The sequence below is a fragment of the Bacillus sp. TH25 genome, assembly GCF_016650935.1.
Lineage (GTDB): Bacteria > Bacillota > Bacilli > Bacillales > Bacillaceae_G > Bacillus_A > Bacillus_A mycoides.
On sequence record NZ_JAEKEU010000008.1, the window covers coordinates 1 to 25,344 of the forward strand.

At 33.6% G+C, this 25,344-nt stretch carries 26 protein-coding genes and 2 pseudogenes; 21 read left to right on the forward strand and 7 right to left on the reverse strand.

Translation table 11 applies throughout. The features are described from left to right. Positions 1-64 precede the first annotated feature (64 nt). Positions 65-864: pseudogene (locus tag JFT89_RS02935) on the reverse strand (energy-coupling factor transporter transmembrane component T family protein). Then, positions 857-1,705, reverse strand: a pseudogene (locus tag JFT89_RS02940) (energy-coupling factor ABC transporter ATP-binding protein); the annotation flags it as partial. The pseudogenes JFT89_RS02935 and JFT89_RS02940, both read right to left, overlap by 8 nt. Before the next feature lie 984 nt (positions 1,706-2,689). On the opposite strand from JFT89_RS02940, the gene JFT89_RS02945 reads away from it, so the two are divergent. Beyond that, positions 2,690-5,959: a VaFE repeat-containing surface-anchored protein gene (locus JFT89_RS02945; protein ID WP_201039429.1), complete on the forward strand. Its 3,270-nt coding sequence runs from the start codon at positions 2,690-2,692 to the stop codon at positions 5,957-5,959. An 80-nt stretch (positions 5,960-6,039) separates the two neighbouring features. On the opposite strand, the gene JFT89_RS02950 is transcribed toward JFT89_RS02945, so the two are convergent. After that, on the reverse strand, positions 6,040-6,705 hold the full coding sequence (locus tag JFT89_RS02950) for a 3'-5' exonuclease (protein ID WP_042889490.1): 666 nt from the start codon (positions 6,703-6,705) through the stop codon (positions 6,040-6,042). Between JFT89_RS02950 and JFT89_RS02955 the strand changes: the two genes are divergently transcribed. Together JFT89_RS02955 and JFT89_RS02960 are read left to right on the forward strand one after the other, a co-directional pair. Further along, complete coding sequence (locus JFT89_RS02955; RefSeq protein ID WP_016095133.1) at positions 6,652-7,605, forward strand: hypothetical protein; 954 nt, start codon at positions 6,652-6,654, stop codon at positions 7,603-7,605. The two genes, JFT89_RS02950 and JFT89_RS02955, sit on opposite strands and share 54 nt — an antisense overlap. A gap of 48 nt (positions 7,606-7,653) precedes the next feature. Beyond that, the gene (locus JFT89_RS02960; RefSeq protein ID WP_016091836.1) at positions 7,654-7,977 is read left to right on the forward strand and encodes a hypothetical protein; all 324 of its coding nucleotides are present in this window, start codon (positions 7,654-7,656) and stop codon (positions 7,975-7,977) included. Between the two features lie 198 nt (positions 7,978-8,175). Here JFT89_RS02960 and JFT89_RS02965 read toward each other — a convergent pair whose 3' ends face one another. After that, positions 8,176-8,430, reverse strand: coding sequence for a SunI/YnzG family protein (locus JFT89_RS02965; RefSeq protein ID WP_002035246.1), 255 nt, complete (start codon positions 8,428-8,430; stop codon positions 8,176-8,178). A 242-nt stretch (positions 8,431-8,672) separates the two neighbouring features. Here JFT89_RS02965 and JFT89_RS02970 point away from each other — a divergent pair, with 242 nt between their 5' ends. The 5 genes from JFT89_RS02970 to JFT89_RS02990 all read left to right on the forward strand — a co-directional run bounded on the left by JFT89_RS02970 (position 8,673) and on the right by JFT89_RS02990 (position 12,932). Beyond that, a complete protein-coding gene (locus tag JFT89_RS02970) occupies positions 8,673-9,416 on the forward strand; it encodes a M15 family metallopeptidase (protein WP_033707647.1) in 744 nt (247 codons plus the stop codon). Positions 9,417-11,054: 1,638 nt separating this feature from the next. Beyond that, positions 11,055-11,198, forward strand: a complete 144-nt coding sequence (locus tag JFT89_RS02975) for a hypothetical protein (RefSeq protein ID WP_002066327.1) — start codon at positions 11,055-11,057, stop codon at positions 11,196-11,198. A gap of 237 nt (positions 11,199-11,435) precedes the next feature. Continuing rightward, positions 11,436-11,624 carry a hypothetical protein gene (locus tag JFT89_RS02980; protein ID WP_016096693.1) on the forward strand — a complete coding sequence of 63 codons (189 nt, stop codon included), beginning with the start codon at positions 11,436-11,438 and terminating at the stop codon, positions 11,622-11,624. 290 nt (positions 11,625-11,914) lie between these two features. Next, positions 11,915-12,499, forward strand: a complete 585-nt coding sequence (locus JFT89_RS02985) for a recombinase family protein (RefSeq protein ID WP_002066328.1) — start codon at positions 11,915-11,917, stop codon at positions 12,497-12,499. A 61-nt stretch (positions 12,500-12,560) separates the two neighbouring features. Then, positions 12,561-12,932 (forward strand): hypothetical protein, encoded by a 372-nt coding sequence (locus tag JFT89_RS02990; RefSeq protein ID WP_002165354.1) that lies wholly within the window; start codon positions 12,561-12,563, stop codon positions 12,930-12,932. A gap of 68 nt (positions 12,933-13,000) precedes the next feature. Here JFT89_RS02990 and JFT89_RS02995 read toward each other — a convergent pair whose 3' ends face one another. After that, the gene (locus tag JFT89_RS02995; RefSeq protein ID WP_000834521.1) at positions 13,001-13,207 is read right to left on the reverse strand and encodes a hypothetical protein; all 207 of its coding nucleotides are present in this window, start codon (positions 13,205-13,207) and stop codon (positions 13,001-13,003) included. Positions 13,208-13,663: 456 nt separating this feature from the next. On the opposite strand from JFT89_RS02995, the gene sigI reads away from it, so the two are divergent. From sigI to JFT89_RS03010, 3 genes are all read left to right on the forward strand, one after another. After that, positions 13,664-14,446 carry an RNA polymerase sigma factor SigI gene (gene sigI / locus JFT89_RS03000; protein WP_242488365.1) on the forward strand — a complete coding sequence of 261 codons (783 nt, stop codon included), beginning with the start codon at positions 13,664-13,666 and terminating at the stop codon, positions 14,444-14,446. Then, positions 14,439-15,788, forward strand: coding sequence for an anti-sigma factor domain-containing protein (locus JFT89_RS03005; RefSeq protein WP_016096691.1), 1,350 nt, complete (start codon positions 14,439-14,441; stop codon positions 15,786-15,788). Before sigI ends, JFT89_RS03005 begins: the two co-directional genes overlap by 8 nt. Positions 15,789-15,972: 184 nt before the next feature. Continuing rightward, positions 15,973-16,239: an ArsR/SmtB family transcription factor gene (locus tag JFT89_RS03010; protein ID WP_000661861.1), complete on the forward strand. Its 267-nt coding sequence runs from the start codon at positions 15,973-15,975 to the stop codon at positions 16,237-16,239. Positions 16,240-16,486: 247 nt separating this feature from the next. Here JFT89_RS03010 and JFT89_RS03015 read toward each other — a convergent pair whose 3' ends face one another. Beyond that, positions 16,487-16,810 carry a winged helix-turn-helix transcriptional regulator gene (locus tag JFT89_RS03015; protein WP_016096690.1) on the reverse strand — a complete coding sequence of 108 codons (324 nt, stop codon included), beginning with the start codon at positions 16,808-16,810 and terminating at the stop codon, positions 16,487-16,489. 124 nt (positions 16,811-16,934) lie between these two features. Here JFT89_RS03015 and JFT89_RS03020 point away from each other — a divergent pair, with 124 nt between their 5' ends. The 6 genes from JFT89_RS03020 to JFT89_RS03045 all read left to right on the forward strand — a co-directional run bounded on the left by JFT89_RS03020 (position 16,935) and on the right by JFT89_RS03045 (position 22,198). Continuing rightward, positions 16,935-17,468: an NAD(P)H-dependent oxidoreductase gene (locus tag JFT89_RS03020; RefSeq protein WP_002066333.1), complete on the forward strand. Its 534-nt coding sequence runs from the start codon at positions 16,935-16,937 to the stop codon at positions 17,466-17,468. Positions 17,469-17,602: 134 nt separating this feature from the next. Continuing rightward, positions 17,603-19,105, forward strand: a complete 1,503-nt coding sequence (locus JFT89_RS03025; RefSeq protein WP_016096689.1) for a class I adenylate-forming enzyme family protein — start codon at positions 17,603-17,605, stop codon at positions 19,103-19,105. Between the two features lie 144 nt (positions 19,106-19,249). Then, positions 19,250-19,813: a GNAT family N-acetyltransferase gene (locus tag JFT89_RS03030; RefSeq protein WP_016096688.1), complete on the forward strand. Its 564-nt coding sequence runs from the start codon at positions 19,250-19,252 to the stop codon at positions 19,811-19,813. Continuing rightward, entirely contained in the window at positions 19,810-20,514 is a 705-nt protein-coding gene (locus tag JFT89_RS03035; RefSeq protein WP_016096687.1) for an SDR family NAD(P)-dependent oxidoreductase, read from the forward strand. The genes JFT89_RS03030 and JFT89_RS03035 overlap by 4 nt, the downstream gene beginning before the upstream one ends. After that, complete coding sequence (locus tag JFT89_RS03040) at positions 20,511-21,287, forward strand: GNAT family N-acetyltransferase (RefSeq protein WP_016096686.1); 777 nt, start codon at positions 20,511-20,513, stop codon at positions 21,285-21,287. Before JFT89_RS03035 ends, JFT89_RS03040 begins: the two co-directional genes overlap by 4 nt. Positions 21,288-21,298: 11 nt before the next feature. Beyond that, complete coding sequence (locus JFT89_RS03045) at positions 21,299-22,198, forward strand: PhzF family phenazine biosynthesis protein (protein ID WP_016096685.1); 900 nt, start codon at positions 21,299-21,301, stop codon at positions 22,196-22,198. A 35-nt stretch (positions 22,199-22,233) separates the two neighbouring features. On the opposite strand, the gene JFT89_RS03050 is transcribed toward JFT89_RS03045, so the two are convergent. Next, complete coding sequence (locus tag JFT89_RS03050; protein ID WP_002066340.1) at positions 22,234-22,443, reverse strand: hypothetical protein; 210 nt, start codon at positions 22,441-22,443, stop codon at positions 22,234-22,236. A gap of 84 nt (positions 22,444-22,527) precedes the next feature. On the opposite strand from JFT89_RS03050, the gene JFT89_RS03055 reads away from it, so the two are divergent. The 4 genes from JFT89_RS03055 (at position 22,528) to JFT89_RS03070 (ending at position 25,334) form a co-directional block, all read left to right on the forward strand. Further along, the gene (locus JFT89_RS03055; protein ID WP_016096684.1) at positions 22,528-23,277 is read left to right on the forward strand and encodes a Nif3-like dinuclear metal center hexameric protein; all 750 of its coding nucleotides are present in this window, start codon (positions 22,528-22,530) and stop codon (positions 23,275-23,277) included. A gap of 5 nt (positions 23,278-23,282) precedes the next feature. Beyond that, a complete protein-coding gene (locus tag JFT89_RS03060; protein WP_016096683.1) occupies positions 23,283-23,801 on the forward strand; it encodes an NUDIX hydrolase in 519 nt (172 codons plus the stop codon). Between the two features lie 81 nt (positions 23,802-23,882). Beyond that, entirely contained in the window at positions 23,883-24,749 is an 867-nt protein-coding gene (locus tag JFT89_RS03065) for a phosphotransferase (RefSeq protein WP_016096682.1), read from the forward strand. A gap of 27 nt (positions 24,750-24,776) precedes the next feature. Further along, the gene (locus JFT89_RS03070; RefSeq protein WP_016091826.1) at positions 24,777-25,334 is read left to right on the forward strand and encodes a DUF7010 family protein; all 558 of its coding nucleotides are present in this window, start codon (positions 24,777-24,779) and stop codon (positions 25,332-25,334) included. Positions 25,335-25,344: the final 10 nt, after the last annotated feature.

Here is a 25,344-nt window from a genome sequence, read left to right on the forward strand (position 1 = left end):
GTATATCTCCCTTTTTTGAGCATGTCTTCATAAAAATTAGTAAAAGCACTCTATTGAGAGTGCTTTAAAATGGGTACCAGAAGCTTTGGAATACATTCAGCTTTAAGTAAACTGCAATAATCAAAATGATAATACCAACAAAAAGTGTGATGTAATCCTCCTTTTGTGCGTCTTTTGCATAGTACCACGTTCGTTTATCCTTTTTTCCAAAACCTCTTAAATCCATTGCATTTGAAACAGTATCAATCCTTTCTAATGAATGAATAATAAGTGGCCAAAAAATTAAAACACGGTTTTTCATACGAATCCACAAGCTCGCTTCTCCTTTTTCAAAAGGTACGCCTCTTGCTTCCTGCGCGTGTCTAATGATTATATATTCAGATTGAATGCTTGGTATATAACGCAGTGCAATATTTATTGCATATGTAATTTTATAAGGAACAGCAAATTTATTTAAGCTGCTCACAAATTCACTTGGATGAGTTGTATAAATAAAAAGAAGTGTAAATGGTAATAACGTAAAATATTTCAATGAAAGTGTAGCTGCATAAAATAAAGTTTCATATGTAATTGTTGCATAACCTATATAAAAAAAGAGGTATACGATCCCGTTAATTCCGATCCATGGGTGGGCGTAATGAAAAGAATCATAACGGAATTTAATAAACTAAATGTGAATATAACGCTGAAAATAACTATAATTTTACGCAATTGAATTTTTGCAATTAAGAGGCCGATACATCCAACAATAAATAAAATTAGCAATATACGAAAATCAAAAAATAAAAAAGTAAGTGTCATACAAAATATAAATAAAGATAATTTAATTGCACCATCCATACGATAAAAATACGTATTATGCATATTCCTCCCTCCTATTAGCTTCAATATAAAGTTTCACAAATGTTTCTGGAGTTGGAATTCCGCTTAATTTAGCTAGTTTTATTAATGAAATCTCCCGTAGATTAGCTCTTTGTAACGTTCCTTGATCCCCTAAAACAGCAGATACAGTATTGTCCGCAATAATTTTCCCTTCATGCAGAACTACCGCTCGATCTGCATATTCTAAAGCAAGATTCATATCGTGTGTGATAATAATAAAGGATATGCCCCTTTTAGCCAGTTTTCTAATAAACGACATAAACTGTTTGTAATGGTAATAATCTTGTCCAGCTGTTGGCTCATCTAATACAATAAGTTTTGGGTTTGTTATAAGTACAGATGCAATAGTAAGCCTCTTTTTTTGTCCATAGCTTAATGCCTGAATTGGCCAGTTACGAAATGGATATAATCCACAAATTCTTAAAGCTTTTTCGACTCTTGTCTCAATCTCATCTTTAGAAACCTTTTTTAATTGTAATGAATATGAAACCTCTTCTAAAACAGTAGGCTGTGTAATCATTTGATTTGGGTTTTGCATAACATAAGAAATAACTTCCCCGCGTTTACGAATAGACCAACAATTTATATTTTCTCCATCGAATGTTATTCTCCCATTCTTTGTTTTATTTATTCCTATAAGAGTATGAGCTAATGTCGATTTCCCTGCTCCATTATGACCCAATAATGCTACTATTTCTCCCTCTCCTATTGAAAGGTTGATATCTTCTAAGGCTGTATGTTTGTTATTGTACGTAAATGATAAATTTTCTATCTTGCACAAAACTTTTTTAATATATTTGTTTTTTGATGAAACTTGCTTCTGCTAGGTGTTTGATTTTATTAGATTTTCTATCTTTAAAAAAGAAAAGGAAGGGCACTTGAAAAAGTGCTTTTTTACCATTTATATTAAAATCGATGAGGAAGATAGAAATAAAAAGTTACTTTTACTTATGAACAAAAAAATTGAAAGTAGCCCTTGTATAGGTAAAAGATGAAGCAAATTACTGAAATAGTTACGTTTCTCTGGAGTGAATATTCTGAAAAAACATTGTGTATGGCGAAATCCATTTTATAACCTTCGCCATATTAACATGCAACTTATTAAATTACAAAGAAAAAATTAAAAATTATTATTTTTTTGTTATTTTAATTTATTTAAAAACGTAAAAGTATTCAAGAGGTTATCATTGAGATGCTAGGGTACTTAGACCAATATTCGAACTTCGTAATAACGTTGTTACTTTTTTACTAATATTCTTAATACTAATTTTAGTATAATTAATCAATTGATTGAAAGTTCTAACAATTATCTACGTACCCCTTTTTTTATATCATTTTATATTAAATACAATGATATTTATTGTCACATAATAATGCAAATTTCCAGTAAACTAATAGAAAAAATCCTATAAAAACATAATTTACTATCTTTTATATAAACATTGCAGGTGTAAATGCAATAAAATTTCATTATTAATACATATATTCAATCTGAAAATATCTGTTTACATATTAAAATATCTTTGTAGTGGTCCTTCATGCCAAGAACCGTTTCCGTACTCCAACTACCGTTATTCTAGTATTTTACCAAGTTTCTTATTTTGTTAAGGTATCCTAATATTGTTACTTTTGTGAAATGAAATGTTTTAATATTATAATTTATAGTGGATGTTGAGAAAATAAAAAATTTGTAAAAATAATATAATATTTGTAACTTTATGTCTTATAATATGAAATATCTTCGTTGTGATTATTTTAAATATTTGAATAATACATCAGATTCATTTTATCTAGGGAGGTTTTAAAATTGGGGAGAAGAGTTGTTAAAAGAGTTTTTGCATTATTATCAGTACTAGCATTATTCTTTAATGTGTTTCTACCGAAGGCAAATGCGGAGGTTATGACGCATGAAAAGTATTCAATGAACTGGAGTTATAGCAACAGTTTAGGTAAGTACATTCGAACTGAAATTATTAAAAATTCAAGCGGTCAAATTGCTTATTGTTTAACTCTTGGCTTAAAATCACCAAATGGTGAAGATCTTCCTGAAATGGGGAAAACAGATAATGTAGTATATAGGGTTCTATTAAATGGTTTCCCACAAAAAAGTATAGAACAACTGGGAGTAGCTAATAAGAATGAAGCACATTATGCAACTCAGCTTGCGGTTTGGAATGCATTAGGTCAACTTGATGTAAATGAATTAAAGCATGAAAATAAAAATGTTGAAAAAGCGGCTAAGGCAATTATTAATGCTGCAAATACAAGTGAAGATACTCAAGATATTTTTATGAACGTGATTCCTACTGAAAAGCAAAAGGCAGAATTAAAGGGTGAGTTCTTTGAAACAAACCTATACACAGTACAAACAAATGCTAAGAGTGGTTCTTATAAGGTAGTAGCGAAAAATGCACCTAATGGAGTTAAAATTATTAGTGAAAATGGAGAAGTGAAAGATCAGCTTTCAGTTGGGGAAAAATTCCGTATCCAAATTCCTAAAGATACAAAAACAGGTGAATTTAATCTAAGTGTAGCTGCTAACTTAACTAAAGTTCAAGCAATTGCTTACCGCGGTACTGATACTGTTCAGAATGCTACAGTACTACTAGAAAGAAATGAAGAGAAGCTTAGTAGTGACCTTGCAGTAAATTGGGAAGCTGCTGGTTCTTTAAAAATTAAAAAGGTTGGAGAAGATGGTGAAGTTTTAGCTGGTGCAGTATTTGAAGTCTTTAATGCAAATAATGAATCAGTTGGAAAAATCACGACGGGTGCTGATGGTACTGCAGAATTAAATAACCTACCAATTGGTACCTACACAGTAAAAGAAATTAAAGCACCAACAGGTTATGTTTCAGGTGATAAACCACAAACTATTGAAGTTAAGACAGGGGAAATAGGAGCTGTTCAAGTAGTAAACAACAAAGTAAAAGGTAACATCGAAATAAAAAAACTTAGTGATTCAGGTAAGATGTTACCTAATGTTGAATTCACGGTCTTTACTGAAGATGGAAAAGAAGTGAAAAAAGTAGTAACAAAAGAAAATGGAATTGCAAATGTTGATGGTCTTACGTATGGTAAATATTATTTCTTAGAGACAAAAACACCTAATGGATATATTGGAAATAAAACAAAGTATCCTTTTGAAATTAAAGAGCACAATAAAACACTTACTTTTACAGTGGAAAATACAGAAGTGAAAGGTAGTGTGAAATTACTAAAAGTAGATAATGAAGATATCAGTAAAAAATTAGAAGGTGCAGTATTCGAGCTAAAAGATGCAAGTGGGAAAGTAATTGGGGAATATAAGACAGATAAAAATGGTGAAGTTAACGTCAAAGATTTAGCGTATGGTAAATATTCATTTGTAGAAAAGGCTTCTCCAAATGGTTACGTTCTTATTACAGAACAAATTGTGTTCGAAATAAAGGAACACGGAAAAATTATTGAGCTATTAGCAGTTAATCATCTTATCAAAGGTGATCTAGAAATTACAAAAGTTGATGTAGCTGATGGAAACAATAAGCTTCCGAATGCAGAGTTTACTATTTATAATGAAGCAGGAAAAGAAGTAGTTAAAGGGAAAACAGACGATAAAGGTATCGCGAAGTTTGAAAAGTTACCATTTGGAAAATACACATATAAAGAAACTGTTGCACCAAAAGGTTATGTATTGAATGAAGAAATATTCTCTTTTGAGATCAAAGAGAATGGTCAAATCATTAAACATATTGTCAAAGATGAAAAGATTCCATCAGTAAAAACAACAGCTACTGATAAAACCGATGGTACAAAAGAAATGCACACTTCTAAGTCTGTAACAATCCAAGATAAAGTGGAATACAAAGACCTACAAGTAGGTAAAGAGTACACTTTAAAAGGTAAATTAATGGATAAAGAGACTAATAAACCATTAGTTGTAAATGGTAAAGAAGTAACTGCTGAAACTAAGTTTGCACCAAAAGAAGCAAACGGTTCTATTACACTAGATTTCACTTTTGATGCAACTGGTTTAGAAGAAAAAGAAGTAGTAGTATTCGAAGAGTTACTGAAAGACGGAAAAGTTGTTACTACACATGCTGATATCAATGATAAAGGTCAAACAGTTAAGTTCGTTAAGCCATCAGTAAAAACAACTGCTACAAACAAAGCTGATGGTGGAAAAGAGATTCATTCAAAGGATTCTATCACTATTCAAGATAAAGTAGAGTATACTAACTTAGTTGTTGGTAAAGAGTACACTGTAAAAGGTAAATTAATGAACAAAGCTATTAACAAACCATTATTAATTGATGGTAAAGAAATAACAGCAGAGACTAAGTTCATTGCAAAAGAAAAGAATGGTTTTGTAACATTAGACTTTACTTTCGTTGGTGCTGAACAGCAAGGAAGAGAAGTAGTTGTGTTTGAAGACTTATTGTATGAAGGTCAAGTAATTGCAACTCACGCTGACATTAACGATGTAGGTCAAACAGTTCGATTTGTAGAGCCTTCCATTAAAACAACAGCTACAAACAAAGCCGATGGTTCTAAAGAGTTAGACGCTTCTAAATCTGTAACAATCCAAGATAAAGTGGAATACAAAGACTTAATCGTGGGTAAAGAGTACGTTGTAAAAGGTAAACTAATGGATAAAGCAACAAACAAACCATTATTAGTTGATGGTAAAGAAGTAACAGCAGAATCTAAGTTTACTGCAAAAGAAAAAAATGGTTTTATCACATTAGATTTTACATTTAATGCTTCTGCATTACAAGGTAAAGAAGTAGTAGTATTTGAAGAACTGTATCAAGATAATATTTTAGTAGCTATTCACGCTGAATTTGAAGATAAGGGACAAACAGTGAAATTCAAAGAGGTAAAACCGGAACAACCTAAACCAGAACAGCCGAATCCAGATAAAAATACTCCAACATCAGAGCAACCTAAAGAGCAACCACAACCTAAGAAAGAAATTCAATCTAAAATTGGATGGTTACCGCAAACAGGCGCTGACCTTACAAGTTGGATCTCTATGGCTGCAGGTGCATTATTGTTAATTGTTGGTGGAGTGATTTTCCTAAAACGTAAAAATGCATAAAAATTAAAAAATAAGCACATCTGTTTTTTTACAAGATGTGCTTATTTTTATGTTAATAATTTAGTCCTATTTACAGTATTTTAATCTATTTGATTATTTTTGAGTTGTTGTAATAATTCCAGGACAGCAAAACAGTCAGCAGCTGCTCGGTGTTTAATCGTTAATTCCGTTGCATCACTTAATGAAATCCATCTTTTTGAATCTACATAATCGGCGTACATTTCCATAATACATGTGGATTTAAAATTCTTAAATTCTACATTGTTAGCAATACAGGTGTTTTCTATCATGCCTAAATCAAATTCAGCGTTATAGATAAGTAGAGTTTTTCCTACGGTAACTTCACGTAACTCTTTATATATCGCTGTCCACGATGGTGCATCGTGGACCATTTCATTTGTAATACCGTGAATGGAGGCTGCTTCAGCTGGAATATTTATAGTTGGCTTAACTAAAGAGTCTAATAGGATTTTTCCTGCTAAATCAATTACACTTATCTCAATAATTTGATCTCTTAGAGTAAGTCCAGTTGTTTCGGTGTCTAAGATAACAAACTGATCTCTGTTTATAAACATTTTGTTGATAAATGTTTTGATTTTTAATTTTGTTTCCTTTAATTGATTCATAATTACTTGGTGTTCGTAACAGCTAGGGCAGAGACTTAGACGTAGTTTAGCTTTACTTTGAATGACATGGCCACACTGTTTACAAGTCCGTTGCTCCAAGCCAAGTTTTCTACCATACAAAAAGCTGGGGCATCACTTCATAAACAAGCAGTAATGGCTGATGGACTAATTAATAGTGTCTCAACGCATGTTGTAGAAGCTCAACAAGCATTCCCAACCTTGCATACAGATATCATGTCTGGATTAGATGCTGCCAATAACATTATGGACTCTGCTAATAAGATTTCAGGCTATAAAATAGATACGTCTAATATAGCTAAAAATGTTGGAAACATGGATGGTTTATCTACTCGCCTCAAAGATTTTGGTGTACCACCTGAAAAAATGGAAGAGTTTTTGACAGAACAGAAGCGTACAAATGAACTTGGATCGATGTCACTTGATTTCATGCCAGTTATTGGGCAAATCAAACAAGGGCTACAACTCATTAACGGCAAAGAATATTTCACTGATAGAGAGTATGATAAAAATGACTATGGATGGGGAACCGTTTCTACTGTTTTTGGTGGGGCTCCTAAAGTTATTGGACGTGTATTCGGTAAATATGGTGAGTTAGAACAAAAAGCGAAGGATTTAGGAAAAGTATCAAAGGTAACTGAAGAGATTGGATGGAGTATGCCAAGAGGCGGAGGGGTCATTGATGGGCGTAAGTATACTGAACATGCGCTTGAAAGAATGGCACCTGATACAATTCAGGTTCGGGCAGAACTTACGAAGCGTGCACGTGAGAGAGCTGAAAGAAAAGGATATCCATTCGGTTCAAAAGAGTATGTAAATGAATTAAAAGGAGTTGACCCGAGAGGAATGACTCCAAATGTGGTTGAAGATATTATAAAAACAGGTTCTCGTCAACCAGGAGACAAACCTGGTACTTGGAAGTATGTTAGAGAAGAGGGTTACGTAGTTTTAAATGACAAAGGTGATGTTGTCACAGTTGTACCTGCAAAGAAAAAAGAATAAAATGAATAACGTAGTTAAATTATTCTAGAACAAAGAAGGTTAGGAATATTGGATATAAAATATGATAAATATGAGTTATTAGAAATATTCGAGGATGAACCAGAAGATTATTATATTTCAGGTGCAGGTGTATATAAATATAGCAAAACAGATAGTTTAGGTTTTAGACTGTTAATGTATATGTCAGTTTATGAAAATACTGTTGAATTAAACCTGTTATTAAAAGAGAAAAGCATTTTTGATACGAATATAGTATCTGTAGAAAGAGTCTATACCCGTGAGGACACTCTTTACATTCAATGTTCAGGAGAAAATAAAATTATCCAAATTAAATTCAAACCACATTTTACAGTTACAATAAATGAATTTTAAAAACTTGAAATATAAAAAAGGCACCCATATGGGTGTCTTTTCTACTTCTTAAAATGACTTAAACTAGTTTAGAAAGCGTTAATAGAAGGAATTTAGTCATGAATGAATTAATAAAAAAAGCAATACAATATCAATTCTATGACTTTGCACCTTCATATTTCACTTGAACTTTGTTTAAGTGCGTTTATCTACTCATTGTTACGCGTGAATTGCGTTTAAAATAGATACTTTATTCGTAGTAAATAATACATAATTTTGTTTTACAGTTCTAATTAATATACGATCAGTTGTCCCATATGCTGTTCCGATACGGATTGCACTTGGTTCTTCAACACCCGCATAGGTAGCATCTTCGGTAACCTCAATCACATCACGTAATGGAATCGTGACCTCCGCAAATTGCCATGAAATAATTAACTCTTCTTTTGTTTTTTTGACATCAATACCTAGCATTATACCAAGACCTTTCTATAATAGAATGCTACACTTCTTATCTTATTATACAAATTTTTAGATTTTTTCTACATGTATGAATAGAGCTGATATTTTAAGGGTGCCAAAAGAAAGGGAAGATATACTATCAATCTATTAAGGAATACGTTATGAAGAAAAGTTCACAGGGAATTAATATGGATTTGATATGGTTGAAGTATGATGAATGAGTAACAGTAGGAGTTGCAGGAAGGAAATGAATGATGAGACTTAAATTAGTAGGAACCTTAACTTGTATAGTAGTAATGTTAGGTATCTTTATCATTTACACCAATATATCTATTGGTAAAGAACCATATAAGACAAACCATGAAACTAGTGAAAACTCCATAAATAAAGAAAAAAATAGTAAGCAAAGTGGGACCTCAAATAAGATAGCAAGTTCCTTTGCTAGTATACAGGCTGTAGTAAATAAGGAATATGGTTTACCCGAAGACTATATGCCAGAGGATTTAGTTGTACCAAATGTACCGTTCTCATTTAGTGGAACGGTAGAAAAGAGTCATCTTCGTAAAGAAGCAGCGGAAGCGTTAGAAAAACTATTCCTTTTAGCTAAGCAAGATGGGATCCAGTTGAATGCTGTTTCAGGATTTCGTTCCTATGAGTATCAAAAAGGTCTGTATGCTAACAATGTTAAAAAGAAAGGGCAAGAGCATACGGATCGCTTCTCTGCAAAGCCAGGGCATAGCGAACATCAAACAGGGTTAACGATGGATGTTTCTTCTAAAAGTGCGAACAATGAACTAGAGCTATCCTTTGCGAATACGAAGGAAGGAAAATGGCTGAAAGAAAACGCGCATCGTGCAGGGTTTATCATTCGTTATCCTAAGGGGAAGGAAAGTATTACGGGTTATGCATATGAACCTTGGCATATTCGTTATGTAGGAGATATTGCTGAAAATATATATAAGGAAAAACTGACTTTAGAAGAATATATGAATCTGTGAAAATAGAATTGAAGAGTTAAACTGTATTCATTGTTTATGAATGCTACTTTTTCTATTAAAAAGCCTAATTTCTCAATGTTTTGTAGAGAAATTAGGTTTTTTTCATCACTTCATTAGAGTTTTTTAGGCTTCGTTCGTTGGTATACTTCACACAATATTATAAAGGAAATAGAACTTACTGAAGATAACATATGAATGTTTTATAAATGTATCAAAAAAGTGAACAAAATCGTTATTCTGCACAGCAAGGTAGTCAGCGTAATGAAATAACTGCTTGTAAAAAAAGAAGCCCTATAGGAAATATTACAGGGCTTCACCAAGTTGAGTTATGTCGTATTCACAAGGGATTTTAACATGATATTTGTGTTGAATAAACTGGTAAATGTGTCCAAGCAATTTGGAGCTATTTTATAAAAAAAGAGAAGCGCTTAATCAGGACGCTCCTCTTAATGCCAATACACAATAACTATCCCATTATACTGTATAAGCGTAAAATATTTAACAATTATCTTCATGGTAAATATTTCATTTTGTCTTAGTACCTTTAAATCACGAAAAAAGGTTCCGCTGTTTCCAACAGAACCTTTCCTAAAATGGCAAAGAGTAGCTCTTACCTTACTCTTTGTTTATATACTATAAGATTGTTAACGAAAATCCAAGACTCCTTATATTGAGAAATAAAGAAGAATCATTATAAAAAATTTTATCTTTTTTCATAAATAAAAGAGCAGCTAGCAAAATCTAACTGCTCAATACAAGGAGATACAGAGAAAACTAAATGGATTTTGGCATACAGCCTATCAACATTATGGACATAATATTGATTTTTATTCGAAGGAATTCATGTTTTACAAATCAGGTTATGATAGTCGATATTCTCCATATTGACCAGAAAAGAACCAAGAATTCTAGTGAAATTCCAAGTGTTCTTTTCCTAGTTTTTTGAAATTCTTTTACTAAATAGCCAACAGCGCTAATTGCTATAAGAATGAAAAGAATAAGTTCTAGTGTAACTGGCATTTGATCTACTCCTAATCTTTTAATTTAATTTAGTATATAACGATTATAAGATATTTTTTTGTGGTTAGTGGTGAGAAATTAAACAAAACCATCTCTTTACGAAAAAAGGTCCTGTTGTCTCCAACAGAACCTCTCCTAAAATGGCAAAGAGTAACTCTTACCTTACTCTTTGTTCATATACTACAGGAGTTTTAATGAAAATCCAAGGCTCCTTATATTGAGAAATAAAGAAGAATCATTCTAAAGACTCTTATCTTTGTTATAAATATAAGAGCAGTTAGCAAAAACTAACTGCTCATCTCCAAGGGGGAACAAGGAGAAAAATCTAATGTCATCTATATTATTGACGGAATATTGAGTTTTACTCATAAAAAACTACGTTTAACTTAATGCATAACCCACAATCAAAGTTAGTGTTAAAAACACTGATAATAACAATGTTAGTAAGACTGTTGCTACACTCCTAAGCATCGCAATCCAATTATTCATCCTAGAAAATCCTATAATGCCAGCAAAAAAAGTTCCTATTGTTAAAATAGGAAGAATCTAATTATTTGGTTCACATTTTAATCCAAGGGGTACAAATTCGATGCGACGTGAAAAGGATTTGTTGAAACAATGGAAGGCGGATTTGCAAGCTATTCAAGAAGAAAGAAGGCTAAGAATAAGAAATATAGTATTCCTGGTAATACAGCTGACTTCATGAATGGAAAGAATACTTATCGTAAAGAGAATGGGGTATGGAAGCAAAGAAATAAATAATGTGAGGATAAATGAGTTTGATTAAGTGTATAGCAATTTTCGTAGGCACTGCCGTGATCTGGGTGGCGTCTTGTTTGCTGTTAAGGAAAGATAAGGGGTAAAATAGATTTGAAATTTAAAGATTAGATAATAACATTATTACTTTAAAATGCAGAAAGTAGACTAGTAAACAAGCTGTTTTTGTTTTTTAGCATAGAATATGATGAATCCTAGAGTTAAGAGGAGGTAATTATATTTATGGGATGTAATTGTAATTTCAGACGTTCCCGAGATTGTGATAGATTTTGGGATGATTTAATGTTCTGCAGACGCGGAGATTGTGATGACCGTCGTTGTAGACGTGACCGCGACTGTGATTGTGATGAATGTCGTCGTAAACGTAATCATGATCGTGACTGTGATTGTGATAAGCGTCGAGAATGGTAAATTCCTATTGGAGAGTGCTTTGAAGAAAAGCGCTCTTTTTTGGTACATGGATTTTCTGGTCTGATTTCTTGTTAAGGAAAGATAACAAAACAAATGAACACAGCGAATGAAAATAAAGAATGAAACGTCCGCTATGGGTGTACTTATTTAGAATTGCATACGTTCATAATTTAGACATATTTAAAATACTTATCTTATTTTACAACTCTCTTCATGTTCGGTTTACAGGTACGGAAATTAAATGCTGTTATTAAGCTATAGTTAATTTACGGACAAAGGGGAGAAATAGAATGAATCTTGGATATTCTCGTGTATCGACACAAGATCAGAACTTAGCAAGGCAACTCAAACAATTGAGTGATTATGGATGTGATTATGTGTTTGAAGAAAAAGTTAGCGGGGCTACAACAGACAGACCTGAGTTATTACGTATGTTAGACAATCTGCGTGAAGGTGATGTAATTGTAGTAACTGAATTAGCACGTATTACCAGAAGTATACAAGACTTATTTAAACTTATAGAAACAATTAAAGAAAAAGGCGCTTCTATTAAGTCGTTAAAAGACAATTGGCTTGATACTACAAGCGATAATCCATACAGCACTTTCCTACTCACTGTGATGGCTGGTGTTAATCAGTCAGAACGTGACCTAATTCGAATGCGGCAACGAGAAGGTATTGAACTAGCTAAAGAGCGTGGTGTTTATAAAGGGCGCTCTAAGAAGTACGATGATGATAATCCTAATATGGAACATGCTTTAGATCTGCTTGCAAACCGAAAGGAAAACAAGTTTACAGTAAAGAAGATATGTGAAGTTACAGGTGTAAGCCGCACGGTTCTTTATGAGAGAGCAAAAGAAAAGGGAGTTATGTAGATTTTAAAGCAGCGAATCCGCTGCTTTTTTATTTTATCAAATAAATTGTTTTTGAGTAGAAATGAAAATAGGGGTTTGCCTTAAACATTTATTATTAATCAAGAATATGAGTATAGAAACAGGTCTAATTTTTATAATGGTGGAGGTGATTGTTGTGGACATAACTCAAAGTGTGGTAAGAATAGTGGTAAATGGGAAAGACCTTCCGTTCACTTCAGTTCAAACCTCTGCATGGAATCATGGACCTGTAAATGATTTAATCGTTTCGACGAATCAGAGAGTGAATGAGCTTTATCAATTCATGTGGTCACAAGTACCAGTTACGATCTCGGTGTATTTTCTTCAAGGGGCGGACTTAATGAGATTCGCTAGGATCGCTGGAATTAATGAACGTGTAACGGGAGAATATATATATCATTTCATTTGGGGATAAGAAGAATTCAAAGTAGCTTAACAGCTGCTTTTTTATTTTGCATAGAAAAAGGAACCAGAATAGGCTCCTTAATTTGATTCAGAAGTTGTGTAGTTTTTCTTGATGATATCTTTTATGTTGATAATTAAGGATATAAGGAATCCAGCAGCTAGGATACCGTTTACCCAGTAATATGTATTCCCGGATGTAAATTTATTATAAAAGGAATCGATATTATAATACACTAAGCCTGCTGAAATGACGGTAGAGATTACTAACGTACCAAAACTTTTCATGACGCCGCCCTCCGATTCTGAAATTTTAGACTTTTAATACAATTATACATTTAAATAAAAAGGTTTACAAAGGAATTACCATAAGGAGGAGTTATAACGAGTTTCTTCCAATTGATGGTTTTTATTTTTGAAAAAATAACTATTTTATAAAAAATATTTTTTTGACCCCCATAAAATTATTTGTTCCTTCGAATATATATAAGTAGAAGAAAACAAATGAAAGAAAAAGCTAAAATTACCAAAAATATAGCGAAGAGTTATTCAAAGATTGCAGCTAAAATAGAAAAGAGCAAGAAGAACAAGTGGTATTGTAAAAGAAAACAAGAAAGTAATACAAAATACAGACTTCACTTTAGTACAAGTGGAAAAAATAGTCATATAAAAAGTCGGCCTCGAAAAATATGAGCACCAGCAAGAAGACAAGCCCAAAGAAAAGTACTAAGAAAATGTGGTTAAATGGTCACTTGTTTAGTGGCCATTTTGCTATTTGAAGCAGAAGGAGGCAGGGAGATTACTAGTGTTGAGTTTAGTAATGAAAATCTTAAAAAAACGAAAATAGAAGATATCGTATTTAACATACAAAACAACGGAGGAGATAAGGAAGCTTTTATCGTACAGTATCAGCCGTTTATTAGAAAATCAATCTCGTCTGTCTGCCGCAGGTACATTACAGAGCAGGATGATGAATATAGTATTGGATTGTTTGCGTTTAACGAAGCAATTGAACAGTATTCATATAAAAAAGGAAAATCTTTTCTAGCGTTTGCTGATCTTCTTATAAAAAGAGATGTAATTGACTATATACGCAAGGAATCTAAGCATAATCTTGTCTTTTTAAAAGAAGATAAGCAAGAGGAAATATTAGAAATACAAGTATCGCTTACGGAGTATATGAAAGAGATGGAAAATAGTAACCGTAAGGAGGAAATTCTTCATTTTCAAAGTGTGCTAGCTGAGTTTAAAATCACATTTTCAGAGCTTGCTAAGGAATCCCCTAAGCATCGTGATACGCGTGAGCACTTAATAGAAATTGTAAAGATTATTATAAAAGACGAGAAAATGATGGAAGAGCTGTTCCGAAAGAAAAAGTTACCCCTTAAACATATTGAACCACGTGTTAGGGTAAGTCGTAAAACGTTGGAGCGACATCGAAAATACATTATTGCGATGTGTATTATCTTTGCAAACAACTATACATATATTCTGGATTATATAAGAGGGGAGAAGCATGATGAATAAAGGAATTGTGATGGATATAAAGAAACATAACGTAGTTGTTTTAACTCCAAATGGAGAGTTTATTACGTTTAAAAGAAAAGTACACTCTTACATGATTGGAGAGGAAATCTCGTTTAACGAACAAGAGCAAAGAGCACCACGTTTTTCAATCCCTTCTTTCTTAAAGCCTGCATCATTACTTGTTACTTGTTTTCTATGTGTGTTGCTGTTTTTCTACAACCAACCGGAAGAAAAAGTATTTGCTTATGTCTCGGTGGATATAAATCCAAGTTTAGAGGTGAGCGTAACAAAGGATCTTCGTGTTATAGATTTGCGAGCTTGTAATGATGATGGAAGGCGTATTTTAAAAGAAATGAAACGATGGGAAAATAAACACTTGCAAGACGTAATACGTACTATTATAAAGCAGAGTCAAGAGGATAAGTACTTAACGAATGATAAGCAAGTTATGCTAACGGCTGTTACAAAGGAAAAGTCGCTAGAACCACAGTTGGAAAAGGCTATGCAAGAATTAAAGAAAGAGTATGAGATAAAACATGTTTCAGTCGTATATCAAAGCAGTACGATGCAAATGCGGGAGGATGCCAAGAAAGCAGGGGTTGGAACGGGCGTTTATATAAAACAAGAGAATGAGAAGCAAAAATCGCTTACTCCACCTGCACCTCCGTCTAACCAAGAACAACAAAAGTCATCTTCTGATGCATCATCGGACGCATCTCCTGTAAAAGAAGAAAGCAACGAGAAGAAAGAGCATATAGAACAAAAGCAATCTAAGGAACAACAACCGAAGCAAATAAAAGAAAATAATGGGAATCAGCAAGAGAACAACGGAAGAGGATCACAAGGAAATAATGGGAATGGGCAAGGAAACAACGGCAGAGGGTCACAGGGAAATAATGGAAATGGGCAAGGAAACAAAGGCAGAGAGTCACAAGGAAATGATGGAAATGGGCAAGGAAACAAAGGCAGAGAGTCACAAGGAAATAATGGAAATGGGCAAGGAAACAAAGGCAGAGGGTCCCAAGGGAATAATGGAAACCAGCAAGGGAACAACGGAAGAGAATCGCAAGGGAATAATGGGCATCAGCAAGAGAATAACGGAAGAGGGTCCCAAGGGAATAACGGACATCAGCAAGAGAATAACGGAAGAGGGTCCCAAGGAAATAATGGGAATCAGCAAGAGAACAACGGTAGAGGTTCCCAAGGAAATAATGGGAATCAGCAAGAGAACAACGGAAGAGGGTCCCAAGGAAATAATGGGAATCAGCAAGAGAACAATGGCAGAGGGTCCCAAGGGAATAATGGACATCAGCAAGAGAACAATGGCAGAGGGTCTCAGTAAGGAAAGCTCCTACCACATAATATTTAGTGAAAGAAAAATCTATAGAATATTGAACGGAGGGGAGATTCCTTCCATCTGAAGATATTTTTTAACATTTTTTTAAAATGACGGACATAAAATTGTATATCCTTTCGAATTATATATATGGATATCATTAATGTTTATATAAAAGGGGAGAAAAAATATGAAAGAAATGTATGAAGAAATCACTGAAGTATTGAAGGTATTAGCACATCCTGTCCGTTTATCATTAGTAAAAATAATGCTTGCAAAAGGTCCTATTAACGTAACGACAATGTATGAAACATTACAAATGCCTCAAAGTACAATTAGTCAACATTTATCTAAACTAAAAGCTACAAAGGTCGTTACAGGTACTCGGAAAGGATTAGAAATTTATTATGAAGTAACAGATAATCGTACAAAAGCGATATTATTAAGCTTGGCTTAAAGGGTAACTGTTTAGATTTCAAAATTAAGTAAGCAATTCAGCGACTATCATTTTCTTATTAACATTAGTCGTATGTGTTGTTGTTTTTAATTTGTTTAATACATTTCTTTATTAGGGTCTTGCCGTATCACTATCAAGCTAAAGTTTAAATGGATTATAAAAATGAAAGTTTTCTTATTAGGGTCTTTTTGTTAGCTTGATAGTGATGTGCCATTCCCACTAGTATGTAAAGAATTTGGTAGTTTTTTTAGTCATGTAATCTTTTGATCTGATGGTCTTTTCCCCATTCAAATAGTTCATCCATAATTTGCATTAAAGATTTACCATGTTCGCTTATTGTGTACTCAACCTTTGGTGGTACTTCTTGATATACAGTACGATGGATAATCCCATCAGCCTCAAGTTGCCGAAGTTGCTGTGTGAGAACTTTTTGTGTAATGTTTGGAATTTCTCGTTTTATTTCATTTGTTCGCATTTTTCCATCCGCCAAAACACATAAAATATGAATTTTCCATTTTCCACCGATCACGTCGAGTGTCGTTGCGATTGGGCAATTATCATGTTGATTCATATAACACCTCCAAAGGTACTTTAAGGTTCCTATAGCACTTTAAAGTACGTACTTTTCAATTATATGTGACTCATTCATACTAATACTAAAGCGTTTGAATTATTTATAAGGGGGAAGAAAATATATGAAAACACTTGTAATTGTAGCACATCCTGATATTGAAAAGTCTCGAATTAATAAAAGATGGGTAGAAGAACTTGAGAAATATTCAGATGAAATTACGGTGCATGAACTATATAAAGTGGCACCAAATTGGGAGTTTAATATTGAAGAGGAACAAAAGCTGTTAGTAGAACATGACCGATATATATTTCAATTTCCGTTCTATTGGTATAGCTCACCACCATTATTAAAAAAATGGTTTGACGATGTATTAACATATGGATTTGCTTACGGATCTAATGGGGATAAAGTGAAGGGGAAAGAGTTTGGTGTAGCTATTTCTATAGGTGGGTTAGAAAAAGACTATAAAAATAGCGGAACCACAATGGATGAATTAACGAAACCATTTCACGCTACAAGCTTATATACAGGAATGGAATTTATACCATCATTTTATTTATATGGAGCAGAATATGAAATCAGTGATGAAGAGATTAATAAAAGTGCACCTGAGTATGTACAATATGTTATGAACAAGAAGTATTCTAATATATGAGGAGAAATAGCCATTTACTTGATAAGTAGATGGCTATTTTTTATTTATTTTATATTCACTAAGTGTAATCTTTAGTAAATTAATAATTAATCTGGTAAAATAAAAAACCTAACATATATAAAGGGGAGTTTTACTTGAGAACGATGCGACAATTATTACCAAAAAGAGCAATACAATCACCAAATTTGGAAGCGCTTGTTGGGGGAGAGAAAAGGTATTCGTTTCAGCAGTATAATGAACGAGTAAATCAGCTTGCACATTATTTGTTACATACCGGTGTGAAAAGAGGGGATCGTATAGGAATTCTATGCGAAAATAATCATCCGTTTCCAAGTGTTATGATGGCAAGTTTAAAAATTGGAGCGGTATTTATTCCACTTAATCATCAGCTTACTGCTTATGAATTAGAATCGATTGTAAAAGAAGCGAGATTAAAAGTATTAGTTATTGATGATGAATTTAGTAAAGTTGTATTAAAGATTAATGCAGTTAAAGAAATTCCTTATGTAATTGAGACGACAAAAGAAGGATTTGGCTCATTTGAATTAAAATTAAAGGAACAGCCAATAACAGAGCCGAATGTGGAAGTTCATGAAGATGATGATGCCATTTACTTATTTACTTCAGGAACGACTGGACAGGCAAAAGCATGTGTAATTGGTCATAAAAACTTACACCATTATTTTACTGAAATTGCGGGACAAAGAGAAATTCCAGCAGGTGAACGCTTTTTATCAGTGCACCCATTGTTTCATATGAGTGGCGTGCTTTCTATTTTAAATTGTATTTATCATGGCGTTACGATGGTCTTTTTAGCTGATTCGAATCCTGCTCTTATTTGGGATAAGATTGAAGAAGAGAAAATTACTACGATGCTTGCGTTCCCAGCTGTTTATAGTTACATGCTTGATGAATTAGATAAAAAAGAGCGCAACATTTCGGCCTTTAAAGTAGCGCAAAGTGGTGGTACAAAAGTGCCAGAAACACTCATTCAAAAATATATGGAAAAAGGCATTTATATGGTGCAAGGTTATGGGAGTACAGAAGGTTGGGTAGTAACTTCTTGGCATCCAAATATGGGAAAAGAAAAAATGTCTTCTGTAGGGAAGACTCTGAAACATGTAGAGCTGAAAATTGTTCATCCAGAAACAGGTGATGAGCTAACAACAAATGAAGTTGGAGAGATTCACGTGAAAAGCCCGTACATGTTTAAAGGATATTGGAATAATGAAGAGGCAACAAAGAAGGTAGTAAAAGATAATTGGTTTAACATGGGTGATGCCGGTATGATAGATGATGATGGGTTTCTACATATTATGGGAAGATATAAAGACGTTATCGTACGCGGTGGTGACAACGTATATCCAGATCAAGTAGAAGATGTAATTCATGAAATAAATGGTGTTTTAGAAGTTGCAGTAGTTGGGATTCCAAATGACTTTTGGGGGGAGGTTCCAACAGCTTACATTGTAAAGGACATTCAAACGTCTTTAACAGAAGAAGAGATTATTCAGCATTGTAAAGAAAAACTAGCAAGCTATAAAATACCAGAAGTTGTATTTATGGACGAATTACCGAAGAACGCTTTAGGGAAAGTGTTGAAGAGGGAATTAAGGGATGTTTTTCTTATAAAATAAAAGGTTATTAAATAATGAAGAATCCAGTTATGTATAAAGCATAACTGGATTTTTGTTTATAAAAAACATAATGATTTACTAGATTTTGTATTTTGTGTAAGATAATAAAGAATATTCAATTAACAATTAAAGGAAGAGATATAAATGAAGCTGCCACTATTACAAGTAGAGACTGAGAGACTTATTATTCGTCCATTTCAAAAAGAGGATTATGAAAGTTGGTTAGATGGATTCAATAAGAGGTTACCATCTCAATATAAATACGATGATGGCTATCATGACATGTCGTCTTCAACGAAAGAATGGTTCACGGAATGGATAAGAGGATTTGATGAGGCGGCAAGACGGGATGAAATGTACGTTCTAGGTATTTTTCAGAAAGAAGATGGCGCCAATATTGGAAAGCTAGAACTTATAAAAATTTTACGTATGGACTATCAATGGGCAATGATGGGTTACTCTATTCATAATCAACATTGGAAAAATGGATACGGAGTAGAAAGTATAAAAGCTGCGCTGCCGTTATTTTTTAATGGCCTTCAATTTCATAGAATCGAATTACATATACATATCGATAATGAGCCATCCGTTCGTCTTGCAGAAAGAGCTGGTTTTTCATTTGAATGTATGAGAGAGGCGTTTTCGATGGGGAATGGTAATTGGGCAGATTTTCTTATTTATTATAAAAATAAGGAGATGGATAGATGAGGGTACTTATTACAGGTGGAAATCGTGGATTAGGGCTAGAGTTAGTAAAAGTATTTCATGAAAATGGACATGTTGTTTATCCGTTAGTTAGAAATAAGGAAGCGATAGAACAATTGAATAAGGTTTTTACTTCTAGATGTTTTCCTATATTAGCAGACTTGTCAGAAGATGAGAGTACTGAGTGTATTAAGAAGCAAGTTGAGGAATATACAGAGTATATTGATCTAATTATAAATAACGCTGGAATTACTGGTAAGGAAACCGAGATTTTAAGTACAAATTCAGAAGAGTTAATGGAACTATTTAATATTCATTGCTTAGGAGTTATTCGAGCTGTAAAAGGTACATATGTGGCTTTAGCTAAATCGGATCATCCGAGAATAATAAATGTGTCCTCTCGATTAGGTTCATTGCATAAAATGGCGAACAAAGAGTTTCCACAAGGTAAGTTCTCATATTCATATCGAATTGCTAAAGCCGCACAAAATATGTTAACGCTCTGCTTACAACAAGAGTTTGAGAATAAAGGAATTCGTGTAACCGCAATTCACCCTGGAAAATTAAAGACTGACATTGGTGCCTTTGATGCGAATATGACTCCGGCTGAAGGAGCACAAAATATATATGATTGGGTATTAGATTCGAGTGAGAAGGTTTCAGGGAAGTTTATTGAGCCGGGTGTAGGTGAAATAAAGTGGTGAAGTACGATCTTACAGTTGTTCAAAATTTATTTGGTCCTTCGAGAAAAGTATTAAATGGTTTACCAAATGCAGTAACGATTGAAGAAATAGAAGAAGATGTTTTTTATAGCGCACAAACTTACAAAGAAAAGGTAAGTAGATTTGAAGAAATTTGTTTTAACTGGGAGTTAAAAAGAGCGAGTATTGTATTAAACAAAAGGTTTAGTAGTTATAACGCAAGTGTAAAAGTGTTACTTGATGAGGGCTTTGATTTGTACGCAGCAAAGATAGAAGTGTGTAGAGAGTTGAACAATATAGAGGCACTTGAAAAACAATATACATATCGTTCGATAGAAGAAGGGACATTATCGGAAAGAGAATTCACATGCATTTGGGAGCAATGTATGTTGGAATCAGGAAATCGACCGTCAATTCTGAATGTCGATGAACATTTGCATTCAGTGCAAACAGAGTTAGGTAAAGGTTGGGAAAAGTCATGCATTGTTTTTTATGATAAAAATGAGCCGATTGGTTTGTCCATACCGCATATAGAGCCTGGAACAGAAAGTGAAGGACGCTTATTTTACTTTGGGGTAATGCCTTATTATCGTGGGAAAGGAATTGCTTCCCAACTGCATCTTCAATCTTTACATATGTTAAAGGAAATGGGGGCTATTTATTACATCGGAAGCACACATACTTCAAATGAAAAGATGCAGAGGATATTTTGGAGACATAATTGTGTGATAAAAACGGAGATAGAGAGTTATTATAAATTATTTAAAAAGGGTTAGGAGATAGGTAAATGAAGAACATAAACGTATTTCATTACGACGCATTTACGAATAAACCAAATATGGGAAATCCAGCAGGTGTTGTACTAGAGGCGGATGGATTAACGGAAGAGGAAATGCAGCGTATTGCTGAAAAGGTTGGATTTAACGAAACAGCTTTCGTTCTTTCTTCAGAAGTAGCAGATATAAGAATGCGCTATTTTACACCAGGGTTTGAAATGGATTTATGTGGTCATGGGACAGTTGGCACTATATATGCCTTGCGTGAAAGAGGTTTATTAGAAGAAAAAGCAAACCTTACGATTGAAACGAAGGCAGGTATTTTACCAATACAAATAGGTGCAAATGAAAATGGAGAAACCTTTATTAAAATGAGGCAGGCAGCACCTCAGTTTAAAGATTTTACAGGTTCAAAAGAAGAATTAGCTCATAGTATCGGTTTGGAAGTAACGGATTTAGATGCAAGTGTACCGATTGTATATGGAAGTACGGGGAACTGGACTGTAATTGTACCGATTAAAAATCTAGATGCATGTGAAAGAATGAAACCTAAAAATGAGGCGTTTCCATCGGTATTAAAAGAAATACCTAAGGCTTCTATCCATCCAGTTTGTCTAGAAACTTATGATGAACAGGTGCAAATGCACGGGCGTCATTTCTCATCACCTTATGCTGGAACGATTGAAGATCCTGTGACAGGAACAGCTTCAGGTGTAATGGGAGCGTACTATGCGACGTATTTGGAGAAAGATTTTGACCATGAACTGGAGTTAATCGTTGAGCAAGGACAGGAAATAAATAAAGATGGTCGTGTAACGGTTTATGTAACGAAAGATGTAGAAAATGAGAAGTTACAAATAGATATTGCGGGAACAGCGGTATATGTGAAAGAGTTTGAAATTTCAATATAAAAGAATAAAGCCCAGCACAAAGCTGGGACTTCTCTTTATCTGTTCAACACTTCAATATACGAAGCATCTCCAGCTGTTCTAATAGTAGAGCGGAAATTATTGTGTTCTAACGTTTCAGCAACTTGTTTTAATTGCTGTGCATCATCGTGATGAATGAGTAAACTATCTGCACCACTTTCTTCTATATGAATATGCTCAACATTTCCAATCGCTTCATGTATAGCTTTTAAAAATTCAGGTTTCATATTGTCCTCCTATATGTATGTAACATCGTTAAATAGTATTTCCTTATTTTTGAAATATAAAAGTAAATGAAAGGAGAAATGAAAATGAATATAACGCAGTTTAAAGAACATATTACATCACTTTTTGAAGAGCACCTTAATAAATACGGTGATGACGAGTATGGCTTCACTCACATTAGTAAAGAGGAATTTCACAAAATAGGTTACACGACAAATTTGACGCTAGAAACAATTGAAGAAGCGTATAGAAATGGTGTCGATATGATAGTTACACATCATGCACCGTGGAGTTTTCTATTCGGTATGGAAGAGGCTTGTATTGAGAAATTAAAAGAATATGAAATGAATCATTTTTGGATTCATTTGCCGTTAGATTTTGTAAAGTTTGGCACGTGTACGTCGTTATTTAATGAAATTGGGATAGATACAATACTGGAATATTCCACGTATGAGGAAGAAGAGCTACCGGGAATAGGAGAATATAAAGAAGCGATTCCGTTTTCAAATTTAGTTGAAAAACTTGAAGAGAGAATGGAAGAGAAAGTGAAGAGCTGGAAAAATCATGATAGGCCAGTAAAACGGATTGCGATATTAACAGGTGCAGGAAACAATACAAACCTTATTGAGCGTGCGCTAGAAAAAGGTTGTGATACGTACATAACGGGAGAAAAAACATTATATACAGTGCAACATGCGAAATTTAAAGGCATCAATTTGATTGTAGGAAGCCACACATTTACAGAAGTGTTTGGTGTGGAAAGTTTGGCTCGTAAGTTAAAAGAAAGAGATTGTGCAATAGAGATTATTAGATTAAATGAAGAGCATTTGGAGTGAGGGAAATGGTTACTATATACGCAAATTATGGGGAATCAAAAGTGAAGTTAACGTGGGAAAAAGATTGTATATTGCCAGAATACGAAAGAATCACGAGTGTTCACGGTTTTTGTTTTCATAATAATAAGGTTTTACTAATAGACCATGAGCAGCGTGGTTGGGACTTTCCTGGTGGGCATATAGAAGAAGGGGAACTACCAGAAGAATGTTTTAAAAGAGAAGCGTGGGAAGAAGGTTATGTAAAAGGAGAATGTACTTTATTTGGATATATTATCGTTGACCATAGTGATAATCCAAATTGGAATGAAAATAGTCCGTATCCAAAAGTAGGGTATCAGCCGTTCTACCGGATGGAGATTAATGAAGTGCATAAGTTTGACGGTGAGTATGAATCCGATAAAAGGATGTTTGTTAGAGTAGAAGAGAGTGCAGCGTATCATTATAAATGGAATGAATTATATGATGAAATCTTGAAGGAAGCTGTTTTAATAAAAAAATTAATTTCTGTTATATTAAGATGTTGAAAGGGATTTTTAATTGGTTTGTCAAATAATAGTAAAGTTGTCTTTTGAATTGAGGGAATCTTCAGATGTAAGGGTGAGTGAATGGACATTTCAGTAATCGCTAAACAACTAGTTAATGAGAAGGTTATTTCACATTATCCAACTAGCATGAAAGTGTTGAGCGGAGGAACGACAAGTACTGTATATTTGTTGGATGGAAGATATGTTGTGAAATCGAATGAAGCGAAAGTAATACGTGAAGAAGCTAATTTTCTTTCTTTTTATGAAGGGAATGCGTTATTTTCAAAGCTTTTGTATAAAGAACCTTTACATACATATTTCGTGTATTCTTTCCTTGAAGGTAGTACTTCGTGCGAACAAGGACATAAACGAAGTACGCTTATTACACTTGTAAAAGAAGTTATCAATAAGTATCAAATTGTTCCAGGTGCAGATGGCTGGGGATGGAAAGAAAGTCTGGTTCAATCTTGGAATGAATTTTTAACGGCAAATGTGAAGGAAGCTTATGAAAATGTAAGACGTTACATAAGTGAGGAAGAGTATAGAATTGTTCTTAAACTAGCGAATAGTCCAAATAGGGGGACCGGAATAAATCAGCCATTTTTATTACATGGTGATTTCGGATTTCATAATTTTATATTTCAAGAGAATGAGCTGTATGGAGTAATTGATCCATTACCAGTACTAGGAGATCCTATATATGATTTAATTTACGCGTTCTGTTCAACTCCAGAAGATGTAACAAAAGAAACGATTGATTATGTGATAAAACAATGTGTATTTCATAAAAAAGAACGAGATTTATATGAGGAAATAGTCATAGGCTTATATTTACGTATAGATACGTGTATAAGACACCACCCGAAAGATTTAGAAGATTACTTAGTAGCTTGGCGTTATTGGATGAATGAGATTATGTTCGATAGCGAAAATAAGACGACATTATAGCACTTATATTTTGGGGGAGATATAGAAATGAACATTTCAGAAGCAAAAAGAGATTTAGCACAAAAAACGAAGAAGGGATTTCCTGTTATAATAGCTGGTCTTTTATTTTGGATTGTAGCGAGCATAACTGGTGTTCTTCTTTCAGAAAAGCAAGTTGTGTGGGTATATTTAATTGGTATGGGCTGTGTGTTTCCTTTCGGCTTAATGATAGCTGCTATATTAAAAATTGACATGTTTGCGAAAGGAAATCCGCTAGGGACTTTAGCTGGAGTAATTGGTGGGATAAATGTATTGAATATTCCGTTTGTATTACTTGCATATTTTCAATTTCCGGAGTGGTTACCTTTTGTAGTAGCGATGTTAATAGGTGTTCATTTTTTACCATATGTATGGATTTATGAAAGTAAAAGTTATGGTTTTTTATCAGTAGGAACTGTATTAGTAACGTCAGTATGTGGGATTCTTTTTGCGGAAAAAGGATTTATTGTAATTCCGATGGCGGTTACAGTTGTCTACTTTATTACTCTTATAAGCGTATCACTTGAAAATAAAAAAGCAGAAAACGATCAACAAATATCAGCTTAATAAAAAATTA